The sequence below is a fragment of the Kluyvera sp. STS39-E genome, from assembly GCF_040932435.1.
In the GTDB taxonomy this organism is placed as follows: Bacteria; Pseudomonadota; Gammaproteobacteria; order Enterobacterales; family Enterobacteriaceae; genus Kluyvera.
In genome coordinates, this window is the sequence record NZ_JBFQGA010000009.1 from 48,133 (window position 1) to 61,149 (window position 13,017).

At 56.4% G+C, this 13,017-nt stretch carries 10 protein-coding genes and 1 pseudogene; all 11 read left to right on the forward strand.

Going from position 1 to position 13,017, the window contains the following annotated elements:
- The first annotated feature begins 31 nt into the window (after positions 1-31).
- A complete protein-coding gene (locus tag AB4K05_RS19290; RefSeq protein WP_368481489.1) occupies positions 32-1,633 on the forward strand; it encodes an acetaldehyde dehydrogenase (acetylating) in 1,602 nt (533 codons plus the stop codon).
- 26 nt (positions 1,634-1,659) lie between these two features.
- On the forward strand, positions 1,660-1,923 hold the full coding sequence (locus AB4K05_RS19295) for a EutN/CcmL family microcompartment protein (protein WP_368481490.1): 264 nt from the start codon (positions 1,660-1,662) through the stop codon (positions 1,921-1,923).
- A gap of 8 nt (positions 1,924-1,931) precedes the next feature.
- Positions 1,932-3,065, forward strand: a complete 1,134-nt coding sequence (locus tag AB4K05_RS19300) for a 1-propanol dehydrogenase PduQ (RefSeq protein WP_368481491.1) — start codon at positions 1,932-1,934, stop codon at positions 3,063-3,065.
- A gap of 78 nt (positions 3,066-3,143) precedes the next feature.
- Entirely contained in the window at positions 3,144-6,530 is a 3,387-nt protein-coding gene (gene cutC / locus AB4K05_RS19305) for a choline trimethylamine-lyase (RefSeq protein WP_368481492.1), read from the forward strand.
- A gap of 54 nt (positions 6,531-6,584) precedes the next feature.
- Positions 6,585-7,532: a choline TMA-lyase-activating enzyme gene (cutD, locus tag AB4K05_RS19310; RefSeq protein ID WP_368481620.1), complete on the forward strand. Its 948-nt coding sequence runs from the start codon at positions 6,585-6,587 to the stop codon at positions 7,530-7,532.
- 11 nt (positions 7,533-7,543) lie between these two features.
- A complete protein-coding gene (locus AB4K05_RS19315) occupies positions 7,544-7,954 on the forward strand; it encodes a BMC domain-containing protein (protein ID WP_368481493.1) in 411 nt (136 codons plus the stop codon).
- Positions 7,951-8,571 carry a phosphate propanoyltransferase gene (locus tag AB4K05_RS19320; RefSeq protein WP_368481494.1) on the forward strand — a complete coding sequence of 207 codons (621 nt, stop codon included), beginning with the start codon at positions 7,951-7,953 and terminating at the stop codon, positions 8,569-8,571. The genes AB4K05_RS19315 and AB4K05_RS19320 overlap by 4 nt, the downstream gene beginning before the upstream one ends.
- 11 nt (positions 8,572-8,582) lie before the next feature.
- A complete protein-coding gene (locus AB4K05_RS19325) occupies positions 8,583-9,254 on the forward strand; it encodes a hypothetical protein (RefSeq protein WP_368481495.1) in 672 nt (223 codons plus the stop codon).
- Between the two features lie 211 nt (positions 9,255-9,465).
- Complete coding sequence (locus AB4K05_RS19330) at positions 9,466-9,876, forward strand: multidrug efflux SMR transporter (protein ID WP_368481496.1); 411 nt, start codon at positions 9,466-9,468, stop codon at positions 9,874-9,876.
- Between the two features lie 17 nt (positions 9,877-9,893).
- Positions 9,894-10,223, forward strand: a complete 330-nt coding sequence (locus AB4K05_RS19335; protein WP_368481497.1) for a multidrug efflux SMR transporter — start codon at positions 9,894-9,896, stop codon at positions 10,221-10,223.
- Positions 10,224-10,331: 108 nt separating this feature from the next.
- Positions 10,332-12,689 (forward strand): annotated as a pseudogene (gene cutC, locus AB4K05_RS19340) (choline trimethylamine-lyase); the annotation flags it as partial.
- Between the last annotated feature and the right edge of the window lie 328 nt (positions 12,690-13,017).

The window sequence follows — 13,017 nt, forward strand, 5'->3', positions numbered from 1 at the left end:
GCACTCTTTTAGTCTGATGAAGGATAGACTCATGATTGAACTGGATACCGATTTGCTCTCCCGCCAGAATGCGAGAGAACGGGTGCGCAACGCCAAAAAGGCGCAAGCGATTATGGCCACCTTTTCGCAACAGCAAATCGACGCCATCGTGAAAAACGTGGCCCAGGAAGCGGCGCACCACGCCGAATCGCTGGCGAAAATGGCCGCTGAAGAAACCGGCTTTGGTAACTGGCAGGACAAGGTTCTGAAGAACCGTTTTGCCTCGCTGCGCGTTTACGACGCCATCAAAGATATGAAGACCGTCGGCATCATTCATGACGATCAACAACGAAAAGTGATGGACGTGGGCGTGCCGCTCGGTGTGATTTGTGCGCTAGTACCCTCCACCAACCCGACCTCAACGGTTATCTACAAAACGCTTATCGCCCTGAAGGCCGGTAACGCCATTATCTTCTCACCGCATCCAGGCGCACGTCAGTGTAGCTGGAAGGCGATTGAGATTGTGAAACGTGCCGCCGAAGCCGCTGGCGCGCCGGTCGGGATTGTCGACGCTATCACTGAACTGACGCTGGAAGCCACTTCCGAGCTGATGCACAGCAAAGATGTGTCGCTGATTCTGGCCACCGGCGGTGAAGGCATGGTGCGCGCAGCGTACGCCTCCGGCACGCCGACCATCAGCGGTGGCCCGGGTAACGGCCCGGCCTTTATCGAACGCAGCGCCGATATCCACCATGCGGTGAAAGATATCATCACCAGCAAAACCTTCGATAACGGCGTGATCTGCGCCTCAGAGCAGTCAATCATCGTTGAACGCTGCATTTACGACGAAGTGCATCGCGAACTGGAAGCCCAGGGCGCGCACTTTATGAATGAGAGCGAAGCCGCGAAAATGGCCGCCCTGCTGCTGCGTCCAAACGGCACTATCAACCCGAAAGTGGTGGGTAAAACCGCGCTGTATTTAAGCCAGATGGCGGGCTTCTGCGTACCTGCCAGCACCCGTGTGTTGATTGCTGCACAGACCACCGTCTCCCACAAAAACCCGTATTCCCGCGAAAAACTGTGCCCGGTACTTGGCCTGTATGTGGAAGAGGACTGGAAAGCCGCCTGCCATCGCGTGGTTGAGCTTTTGACCAACGAAGGCCTCGGCCATACGTTGGTCATCCACACCCGTAATCAGGACGTTATCCGCCAGTTCTGCCTTGAAAAACCGGTGAACCGCATCCTGATTAATACGCCCGCGGCCCTCGGCGGTATCGGCGCCACCACCAACATCACCCCAGCGCTGACGCTCGGCTGCGGTGCTGTTGGCGGCGGATCAAGCTCTGATAACGTCGGGCCGATGAACCTGCTGAATATCCGCAAAGTGGGCTACGGCGTGCGTTCCATTGATGAACTGCGAGCACCGGGCAGCCGCGTAGAACCGCAGCCGACCATCACCGCTCCCGCCCCTGCCGCCGACCCGCGCCGCAGCATTCTTGACGATGCCCGCTTCGCCGCTCCCGCACCTGCCAGCCACGCCGTACATGCGGACGATCGCTTCGCAGCAAGCGCACCGGCAAGCGTAGAAGGCGAGATCAGCGAGCAAAACGTCGAGCGCGTCATCCGCCAAGTGCTGGAACGCCTTGGTAAGTAACACATTGATATAAGGCGATAAAAACAATGATTCTCGCAAAGGTAGTCGGACATGTCGTCGCCACGCAGAAATGCGATGAGCTACGGGGAAGCAACCTGCTGCTCATCAGCAAATTAGATGATGACCAGCAGCCGATGCAAAACCAGACCTGGGTCGCCGTCGATAGCGTGGGGGCCGGTATGCACGACATCGTGCTGGCCGAAGAGTATTTGGCGCTTAACAAAGAGCGCTACAAGGCCATGTCGGTAGTTGCCATTGTCGAGAACGTGTTTCGGGACGCTGAGGAGTAAATAACCCAATGAGTGAATTTTTGCTGAAACCCCGGATCCGCTTTGGTCAGGACGCGCTGTCGTCACTGACCGAAGTCTCCGCCCAACGCGCACTGCTGGTCACCGACCAGGCGATGGTGAAATTTGGCTTGGCCGAACGCGTCACGCAGATTTTGCGTCAACGCGGCATCGACTTCCAGATCTGGGACGATGTGGTCGCTGACCCGGATATCGCCACCGTGGTGCGCGGAATGAAGCGGATGGACAGTTGCTATCCGGATCTGGTGATTGCGCTGGGCGGTGGTTCGGTGATTGATGCAGCCAAAGCGGTTATTTTCGCCCTGGCACAGACCCGTCCGGACTCCGCGCGTGAACGCCCATGCTTTGTGGCTATCCCGACCACCAGCGGCACCGGTTCTGAAGTCACCAGTTTTTCGGTGGTCAAAGCACACGCCGAAAAACTGGTGCTGGTTGACCCATCGCTGCTGCCGGATATCGCCATTCTTGATCCTACGCTTGTGGCCTCGGTGCCACCCGCTATTACCGCCGACACCGGTATGGACGTGCTGTGCCACGCGCTGGAGGCCTACGTTTCCCGCGCTGCCAGCGACTTTACCGATGCGCTGGCGGAGAAAGTCGTGCAGCAGGTCTTTCGCTATCTGCCGACCTGCTGGCGCGACGGTAAAGACCTGCTGGCCCGCGAAAAAATGCACAACGCGTCTTGCATGGCCGGGATGGCGTTCACCAACGCCTCGCTGGGCATCACCCATAGCTTGGCCCATGCGCTTGGCGGCGTGTTCCGCGTACCCCACGGTCGCGCCAACGCCTTGTTGATGGCCAACGTCGTGGCGTGGAACGCTGATTTTGACGGCCAGTGCGATACCGACGCCGCGCGCAAGTATGCCCGTCTGGCGCATTTATTGGATCTGCCGGCAAGCACCGCCCGTGAAGGCGTTGCCAGCCTGCTGGTGGCCATTGAAACGCTGAAAGAAGAGATGCAGATGCCTGCGGGCATTCGCGATGCCGCCGTCGATGCCGCCGATTTTGAGCGTCGATTGCCGGAAATGGTCGGTCAGGCATTGCGCGATAGCTGCACCCCGACCAACCCACGCGCGCCGGATACGCAGGCGCTCACTGAACTCTATCGCCGAACCTACGGGTAACGCCTGATGTAGGCCGGGTAAGCGCAGCGCCACCCGGCAAAATGCCGGCAACCAATAAGAACATCTGGAGAATACTACATGGCCCACTACAGCTTAACGCCGCGCGTCAAAGTGTTGGCAGAACGTCTACTCTCACAAAAAAGCACCTTGTGCACCGAGCATGCCACCACGCTGAACGCGCTCGATAGCGATATCGCCGGCGTTCCTGCCGCCGTTAAACCGGCGCGCCGCTTCTATGAACTGATGCGCCAGCTGCCGCTTACCATCAGCGCCGACGAACTGATTGTCGGCAACCAAACCCGCAAGCTGCACGGTGCGATTTTCCATGACGAAAACGCGGCGCTGCGCCCTTCGGCCTTCCAGTTTTTAAATCTCAATAGCGCTATCGACTCGCCGGACTACAAGCTGGTGGTTGAGAAAGGCGTACTGGCGATTAAACATCAGCTAGAAGAAAAAACCCGCTCACTGGGCAGTGCGGTTAGCCGCAGCGGGATGGATGAAGTCAACGGTTGCCGCGCAGCCATTTACGCCTGTGACGGGCTGATGGCGTTGGCGCAGAATCTGGCAAACAGCGCCGAGACGCTGGCTGCCGCCGAAACCAATACCTTCCGCAAGGCCGAACTTCTGGAAAGCGCCGCCATTTTGCACCACGTTCCGGCTCATCCGGCGCGCAGCTTTAAAGAAGCCTGCCAGGCATTTTACCTGTTTCAACTGGCGCTCCAATTGGACAACGGCAGCTACGCCGTTAACCCGGAAGGCGCCGATAAAGCACTGCTGCCGTTCTACCAGCACGACATCGCCAATGGCGCGCTTAACGACGCTCAAGCCTATGAGATCGTCGAAAACCTGTGGCTTAAACTTGCCGAGTTGAGCGAAGTGCGCGCCGCCTGTGCCGTTGACGGTTATCCGATGTTCGATGCCCTGCTCCACGGTGCAAGCCTTGAAAACGCCAGCATTAATCCGCTCTCCGACATGTTCCTGAGCGCCCAGCAAAACCTCAGCGCGCTGAATCTGCCAGTGCGTCTGTTTAAAGGCGTGCAGCCGGTCAGCCACGTGCCGTTTGCCGCCGCACAAACCACTTCCACGGCAGAAGGGCTGACGCCGCGTATGCAGCGCCTGCGCGATCACTACCTGACCGTACGTCCTAGCGTTTCTATCTACCGTGCGCTGGCGTTTACCGAAGTGGTGAAAGCCAATCCTGGCATGCCAACCATTCTGCTGCGGGCGAAAGCCTTCCGTCATGCCTGCGAAACCGCGCCAATCCTGATTCAAGACGATGAGCTGATCGTCGGCCATCCGTGCGGCAAACCGCGTGCGGGCGCATTCTCTCCGGATATCGCTTGGCGCTGGGTACGCGACGAACTCGACACCATGAGCACTCGTCCGCAGGATCCGTTCGAAATCAGCGAAGCCGATAAGAAAACCATCCGCGAAGAGATCGTACCGTTCTGGGAAGGTCGCTCGTTGGATGAAATCTGTGAAGCCCAGTACCGCGAAGCGGGCGTGTGGGCATTTAGCGGCGAAACCTTCGTCAGCGACCTCTCCTACCATCAAATCAACGGCGGTGGCGACACCTGTCCGGGCTACGACGTGCTGTTGTTCACCAAAGGGATGAACGGCATTAAAGCCGACGCCGAAGCACATCTCGCCGGCCTCAGCATGGAAAACCCGGACGATATCGACCGCATTTACTACTACAAAGCGGCGATTGAAACCTGCGAAGGGGTGATTAATTATTCCCATCGCATTGCCGCCCGCGCCCGTGAACTGGCCGCCGTCGAGCAAAACGCCCAGCGTCGCGCCGAGCTGCTGACCATCGCCGACGTGAACCAAAATGTTCCAGCAAATCCACCGAAAACCTTGCAGGAAGCGCTGCAAAGTATCTGGACCGTCGAGTCGCTGTTTGAGATTGAAGAGAACCAAACCGGCCTGTCGCTGGGCCGCGTTGACCAGTACTGCTACCCGATGTTTGAAGCCGATATCCGCGAAGGCCGCCTGACGCATGAATCCGCGCTGGAGATGATGCAGGCCTTTATCATCAAATGTGCTGAACTGATGTGGATGTCCAGCGAGCTGGGGGCGAAATATTTCGCCGGTTATCAACCATTTATCAACCTGACCGTTGGTGGTCAGAAACGTTCCGGCGGTGATGCCTGTAACGACCTGACCTACCTGATTATGGACGCCGTGCGCTTTGTGAAAGTCTACCAGCCATCGCTGGCCTGCCGTATTCACAACCAGTCACCGCAGAAGTACATGGAAAAAATCGTCGACGTGGTCAAAGCGGGCATGGGCTTCCCGGCCTGTCACTTCGATGACTCACACATCAAGATGATGCTGCGTAAAGGCTTCGATTTTGAAGACGCCCGCGACTACTGCCTGATGGGCTGCGTCGAGCCGCAAAAATCGGGCCGCATCTACCAGTGGACCTCTACCGGCTATACCCAGTGGCCGATTGCTATCGAGTTTGTCTTAAACCGTGGCCGCATGGTGCTGTTTGACAGCTATCAGGGGCTGGATACCGGCGACCTCAAAGACCTGCACACCTTCGAGCAGTTCGATGCCGCGGTGAAGCAGCAGATCGCCCATATCGTGCGCCTGTCGGCTATCGGTACGGTCATCAGCCAGCGCGTGCACCGCGACGTGGCGCCGAAGCCGCTGATGTCATTGCTGGTGGAAGGCTGCATGGAGCAAGGCAAAGACGTTGCCGCCGGTGGTGCGATGGTCAACCACGGTCCGGGGCTGATTTTCTCGGGTCTGGCGACCTACGTCGACTCCCTCGCTGCCATTCGCAAACTGGTGTTTGAAGACAAAAAATACACCCTCGAGCAGATGCGCGACGCGATGCTGGCGAACTTCGAAGGTTATGAAGGCCTGCGCCGCGACTGTCTCAACGCGCCGAAGTACGGCAACGACGATAACTACGTCGACCAGTACGCGCTGGATATCACCGAGTGGACCGAGCGCGAGTGCCGTAAATACCAAATGCTCTACTCCACGCTGAGCCACGGCACCTTGTCAATTTCCAACAATACGCCAATCGGCGAGCTGACCAACGCCACGCCGAACGGCCGTCTGGCGTGGATGCCGCTCTCTGACGGCATCAGCCCAACCCAGGGCGCGGATAAGCAAGGCCCGACCGCCATCATCAAGTCGGTCAGCAAGATGAACGTGGAAACCATGAACATCGGCATGGTGCACAACTTCAAGTTCCTCAAGGGGCTGCTCGATACCCCAGAAGGTCGCTACGGCCTGATTACGCTGCTGCGCACCGCATCGATTCTCGGCAACGGCCAGATGCAGTTCAGCTACGTCGATAACGAAGTGTTGAAAAAAGCGCAGCAGGAGCCGGAAAAATACCGCGACTTGATCGTTCGCGTGGCGGGCTACAGCGCCTACTTCGTCGAGCTGTGCAAAGAAGTTCAGGACGAGATCATCAGCCGTACGGTGATTGAGAAGTTCTGATAACACGGACAGCAAACGGACAAGGAAGTCCGACGTTTTCAGGAGGCAAGCGTGATTGGCAATACGACAGAATTAACCGGTCGAATCTTCAATATTCAGAAATATTCGATCTACGACGGCGATGGCATCCGCACGCTGGTGTTTTTCAAAGGCTGCAATATTCGCTGCCCGTGGTGCGCCAACCCGGAAGGGCTGTCTAGCCAGTTCCAGGTGATGTTCTCACAGGATAAGTGCATTAACTGCGGCGATTGCGTCAACGTCTGCCCGGCGGGGATCCACTATCGCGCGGAAGAAAACGGTGAGATGAAGCACTTCGTCAACCGTAATAAAGACTGTATTGGCTGTCGCAAGTGCGAAGAAATTTGCACCCAAAGCGCGCTGGATATTATGGGCAAAGACGTCACCGTCAGCGAACTGATGGAAATCATCATGCAGGACTATGACTTCTATATCTCCTCCGGCGGTGGCGTCACCATCGGCGGCGGCGAGATGAGTCTACAGACCGACTTTGCCGTCGCCCTGTTCAGCGAATGCAAAAAGATGATGCTCAATACCGCCGTTGAAACCCAGGGCACCACGCCGCTTTCCAACTACCAGAAGCTGGCGCCGGTCACCGACACCTTCTTGTTCGACATCAAGCAGATTGATAGCGATCACCATAAATCGCTGTTCGGCATCGGCAACGAAGGGGTTCGCCGCAACCTGGAGTGGCTGGTGGATTCCGGGGCCAGCGTGATTGTACGTATGCCGCTGGTGCGCGGATATAACGATTCGTGGGAAGCGATTACCGGGGCAATTGACTACGTACAGAAGCTGGCGAAACGCGGAAATATTCGCCGCATCGATATGCTGCCGTACCACCAACTCGGGCGCAAAAAGTATGAGCGTCTGGAAATGCCCTACCCAATCTTAAAGGACCCGACCTACAGCGTCGAAGAGCTGGACAAGCTGGAAACGTTTTTCGCCCAGTTTGATTTTGATATTCGCTTAGTGCGTCATTAAAGGAGCCGATAATGAAAAGTTTAGGCGTTATTGAAACGCGAGGATTGGTCGCCGCCATTCAGGCCGTCGATGCGGCCTGTAAAGCTGCAGGTGTCACCTGCATTGGCTATCGTAAGGTCGGTTCAGGGCTGGTCAGCGTCTGTTTTGAAGGCGAGATCAGCGCAGTGCAGACCGCCGTGGAACGCGGCGTTGAGGTCGCAAAAGCGATTGATGCACAGGTTCACTCGCTGGTGATTGCCCGTCCGGAACGCAGCGTCGTTGAGGCGATGAGCAATTTGAAAGGGCACCCGCCACGGGCAAAAGCGGCAGCACCAGCGCCGACCGCACAGGTCGTCGAAGCGCCGGTAAGCGAACCTGCCCTCTCACCTGAGCCTGCGGTTGATGACAAAAATGCCGCGCACAAGAAAGGGAAAAAGGCATGATCGACACCCTGCTACAGGAGAAAATCAGCGCCCGACTGAATGAGGCCGCGCCGGGGATCCCGGTCGGCATTTCTAACCGCCACGTCCATCTGTCACAGGCCGACGTCGAGGCGCTGTTTGGCAAAGGCTACGCGCTCACGCCGTTTAAACCACTGCGTCAGCCGGGACAGTTTGCCGCTGAAGAGTGCGTGACCATCGTCGGCCCCAAAGGACAGCTTGCCAACGTGCGTGTGCTTGGCCCAACCCGCCCGGTCACGCAGCTTGAAGTATCGCGTGCCGACTGCTTTGCGCTGGGCATCAAAGCGCCGGTTCGCGAGTCCGGGCAACTGGACGGCGCGGGCAGCGCGCTGCTGGTGGGGCCGAAAGGCCACGTCGAGCTGACATCCCAAGTGATCTGCGCTTGGCGACACATACATCTGTCGCCTGCCGATGCCCGCCGCTTACATGTCTGCAACGGGCAGAAGGTCAGCGTACGCAGCGACGGCGAACGGCAGCTCACCTTTGATGAAGTCGTGGTGCGGGTGCGGGAAGATTTTGCCCTTGAGTTCCACATCGACACTGAAGAAGCCAACGCTGCCGGACTGAAGAACGGCGCACAGGTGACGTTAGTTCGTTAATGGAGGCCAGCATGACCGACTCACAACTCGACCGTCTGGTGACGCTTATTGTGGCCCGCCTGCAGCCGCCGGTGCTGGTCATGGTGACGCCGGGAACGGGTTATCGCGACGCTATTCGCCAGCGTTTGGCCGGCTGCGGTGAACGCCTGCACCTGGCGCTAGACGACGGACTGGAAGATGCGTTGCAGTGGCAGGCGTTGGGCGAAACGCAGCTTGCCACCGATGGGCCAATCACTCGCTATAAGGCCGTGGTGGTGCCGTTTCTCGACTATCCGCTGGCCGTTGATTTGGTGAGCGGTACGCTGAAAAACCCCGTGGCGCGCCGCCTGCACGACGCCCTGCTGGCCGGAATTCCGGTGCTGGCCTTGCGTTACCACTGCTGTCCGCACAGCGAGCTAAACCAACTGCGCGGAGCGGTTGAGGACAGCGCCTATGTCGCGCACGTGGACGCTACGCTGGCCCAACTGACGAACTGCGGCGTGAGCTTATGCACCATGAACGCGCTGCTGGAGGAGCTGGCACTGGGTAGCGCTCAGGCAGCACCAATCGAGACGACGCGTCGTTATCTGACTGTCACAGATATCGTCAATAATCCGTCACTCGCCGGGAAGCCCAACGCCGTGATGACCGATGCCGCCGTCGATTATTTAAAAGCACAAAGAAAAATAACCTTACCTCAATAAGATGCCCTAAATAATTCGAGTTGCAGGACAAAACGGTATTGGCGTTTTGAACAGCGCTTGCGCTGGCCCCTTCAGGGGTGAGGCCTTCAGGCCGAATCATGCGGTGAGTGAGTCCCGATGAGCTTACTCTAGTAAGTGATTCGGGTGAGCGAGCGCAGCCAACGCACCTGCAACTTGAAGTATGACGGGTATAAACCCTGGAGTTTAGATTATGTCCTCGAAAACAAAATGTTGGCTATGGATGCTGCTGGTTATCGTGTCTGAAACCTCGGCAACTTCATCACTGAAAATGTTTGATACCAGTGAAGGGACCACCAAAACCCTGCTGCTGGCGCTGATCGTCGTGCTCTACTGCATTTGCTACTACTCGCTGTCGCGCGCGGTGAAGGATATTCCGGTTGGGCTGGCCTACGCCACCTGGTCTGGCACCGGTATTCTGGTTGTGTCCACGCTCGGTATGGCCTTCTACGGCCAGCACCCGGATACGGCGGCCATTATCGGCATGGCTATCATCGCCAGCGGCATTGTGATTATGAACCTGTTCTCGAAAATGGGTCATGAAGAAGAGCCGGAGACACCGCCGACGCCGGTTTCCACCCTCGATAAAAACGTTGCCAACTAATAGAAAAGGAATTTCATATGTTTAATCTCGGATTTTTATGGCTGGCACTGTCTATCGGTTCCGAAATCACCGGCACCTCGATGATCAAAAAGACCAACGGTTTTAGCAAACTGGCGCCGTCGATTCTGGTGGTGTGCGCCTACGCGCTGTGCTACTTCGCGCTGACCCGCGCGATGAGCACCATCCCGGTGGGCGTGGCCTACTCACTGTGGTGCGGTTTCGGTATTGTCGGCGTGACCATCTGCTCGATGATCCTCTATAAGCAAAAACCTGACCTGCCGGCCATCTTCGCCATGGTGCTGATTATCAGCGGCGGGATCATCATGAACGTGTTCTCGGGTATGTAACCCTCAATACCTGACGTTGCGGCACGCATTCAACGCACCGCAGCGTCAGGTAGCCCATCATTTCTCGGAGCATCCGTGATGAGCTTATCCCATAGCCCTCTCCCAACACGATTACAGCAGTTGAAAACCGCGTGGCTTGCCGCCAAGCCCAGTATTACCCTTCACCGCGCGTTGGCGTTTACCGAAATCTATCAACAATATCCGGACCTTCCCGCCAATCTTCGTCGAGCAAAAGGGTTCCGTCGCGCCTGTGAAACTGCGCCTTTACTGATTCAAGACAACGAACTGATTGTGGGTCATCCTTGCGGTAAACCCCGCGCCGGGGCCTTTTCGCCCGATACCGCTTGGCAATGGCTTGCCGATGAACTCGACACCATCGGCACGCGCCCACAGGACCCTTATTTCATCAGCGAAGCGGATAAACGGACTATGCGCGACGCGCTGTTTCCGTTCTGGCAGGGAAAGTCACTGGCGGAGGCCTGCGAAAAAACACTGCGCGAAGAAGATGAAGAGCTTTGGGAGTTTGGCATCACCGCCGCGATAAGCGACCTGACTTACCACATCACCAGCGGCGGCGGTGATACCAGCCCGGGCTACGACAATATCTTATTCAAACACGGCATAAATGGCCTGAGAATGCAGGCACAAAGCGCCCTCCAGTCATTATCTCCCGACGTCGATGACAACCGCGAGCGCATCGCTTTTTATCAGTCGGCCCTTGAAATCTGCGACGGGATTTTAATTTATGCCACGAGGCTGGCGGCCTACGCCCTAGAATTGGCGCAGCAAGAGCGCTGCCCACAGCGCAAAGCTGAACTCGAACTGATTGCCGCCGTTAACACGCGCGTACCCGCCAACCCGCCGAGCAGTTTTCATGAAGCGTTACAAGCCATTTGGACCATTCAATCGCTGTTCTTACTTGAGGAAAATCAGTGCAGCACCTCGCTTGGCCGCCTAGACCAGTACGTCTTCCCCTACTTTGCCAGTGATAAATCGGCCCAGCGGTTAGATGATGCCCACGCCCTAGAACTGCTTGGCTGCTTCTTGATCAAATGTTCGGAAATGATCTGGTATACCCCAAGCGCCACCGCCAAATATTTCGCCGGCTATATGCCCTTTATCAATATGACCGTCGGCGGTCTGCGGCGAGAAGGCGGCGATGGCACCAACGCGTTGACCTACTTAGTCATGGAGGCCGTGGAGAAGGTCAAAGTCTATCAACCGTCTTTGTCTTGTCGCATCCACAACCAGTCGCCGCAGCGCTATCTGGACAAAATCACCGATATCATTAAAACCGGAATCGGCATGCCCGCCTGCCACTTTGACGATGCCCATATCAAGATAATGCTGCGCAAAGGGTTCGATTTTGACGATGCGCGCGACTATTGCCTAATGGGCTGCGTCGAGCCACAAAAGTCTGGACGCATGCACCAATGGACCGCCGGTGGATTTACCCAGTGGCCCATCACGCTGGAAATGGCGCTAAACCGCGGGATGCTCAAGTCATATGGTGATAAGCGCTGGCTGGATACCGGTGCCATCGATGCGCTGGCGAACTATGAAGAATTTGACGCGTTGGTCAAACGTCAGCTCGATTACCTCATCGCCATGAATACGAAAGGCAGCAATATTATTCAGCGCGTGTTCCGTGATACCACGCCAACGCCGTATATGTCGCTGTTTGTGCAGGGCTGCATGCAGACGGGCAAAGATGTCACGGCGGGCGGTGCCGAATGCTACGACGGGCCGGGCACCATATTTGCGGGTCTGGGGACGTTTGTTGACAGCATGGCCGCCATCAAACGGCTGGTGTTTGACGATAAAAAGTACACGCTTTCGCAAATCAAAAATGCGCTGGACGCCAACTGGGAAGGATTCGAAGCGCTGCGCCGTGATTGTAAAAGCGCGCCCAAATACGGTAATGACGATCCGTATGCGGATCTGATAGCCGCCGACATCATCGACTACACCGAAAAGCGGATGAACCAGTACCCTTCGCTGTATGCCCGCCATATCCATGGCACGCTATCTCAATCATTTAATACGCCGCTTGGCGGGATGATTGGCGCCACGCCCGATGGCCGCGCGGCGTTTGCCCCGCTTTCCGATGCCATGAGTCCGACGCAGGGCGCAGATAGCCAAGGCCCTACCGCTATCATCAAATCCATTTCGCGCCTCAACGTTGAGTCGATGAGCCTCGGAATGGCGCATAACTTTAAGCTGAGTGCACATGCGCTGGATACGCCGGAAAGCAAAAACGCCATCACCACCCTGCTGCGTACGGCTTCAATTATGGGTAACGGGCAGATGCAGTTTAACTGTATCGATAACGCTACCCTCTTTGCCGCCCAGCAGCACCCCGAGCGCTATCGTGACCTGATCGTTAGAGTGGCCGGTTATAGCGCTTTCTTTGTTGAACTGTGCAAAGAAGTCCAGGATGAGATAATCAGCCGCAGCATGGTTTAGTCACCTCACGGTCTTCGGATATACACTGGCTCAAGGCTAGCGACAATTCGCTAGCCTTTTTATTGCCGCTTGCCACGCGTGAAGATGCTCTGCGCATCAAACCATTGATCATCGCCTATTTTCCCAAACATATATATTTGAAGAGGAAGTTAAGGAATATTTATTTCCGCAATGGCGGGAAATAAACCTTCCAGAGAAATAACACCAGACACTAGCAACCGTAAAACAAACAACTAGAAAAAACATTAATAGAAACGGATAGATTAATTTTTATTATTTTTACCGAAAATATAGAAAAGATAATAATAACTCCACAAATCAAATTTAA

Excerpts from the sequence above, each read along its gene's own strand:
- AB4K05_RS19315 (WP_368481493.1), top strand. The coding sequence starts at position 7,544 with ATGAAAAGTTTAGGCGTTATTGAAACGCGAGGATTGGTCGCCGCCATT.
- AB4K05_RS19295 (WP_368481490.1), top strand. The coding sequence starts at position 1,660 with ATGATTCTCGCAAAGGTAGTCGGACATGTCGTCGCCACGCAGAAATGC.
- AB4K05_RS19325 (WP_368481495.1), top strand. The coding sequence starts at position 8,583 with ATGACCGACTCACAACTCGACCGTCTGGTGACGCTTATTGTGGCCCGC.
- AB4K05_RS19300 (WP_368481491.1), top strand. The coding sequence starts at position 1,932 with ATGAGTGAATTTTTGCTGAAACCCCGGATCCGCTTTGGTCAGGACGCG.
- AB4K05_RS19290 (WP_368481489.1), top strand. The coding sequence starts at position 32 with ATGATTGAACTGGATACCGATTTGCTCTCCCGCCAGAATGCGAGAGAA.
- AB4K05_RS19335 (WP_368481497.1), top strand. The coding sequence starts at position 9,894 with ATGTTTAATCTCGGATTTTTATGGCTGGCACTGTCTATCGGTTCCGAA.
- AB4K05_RS19330 (WP_368481496.1), top strand. The coding sequence starts at position 9,466 with ATGTCCTCGAAAACAAAATGTTGGCTATGGATGCTGCTGGTTATCGTG.
- AB4K05_RS19320 (WP_368481494.1), top strand. The coding sequence starts at position 7,951 with ATGATCGACACCCTGCTACAGGAGAAAATCAGCGCCCGACTGAATGAG.
- cutC (WP_368481492.1), top strand. The coding sequence starts at position 3,144 with ATGGCCCACTACAGCTTAACGCCGCGCGTCAAAGTGTTGGCAGAACGT.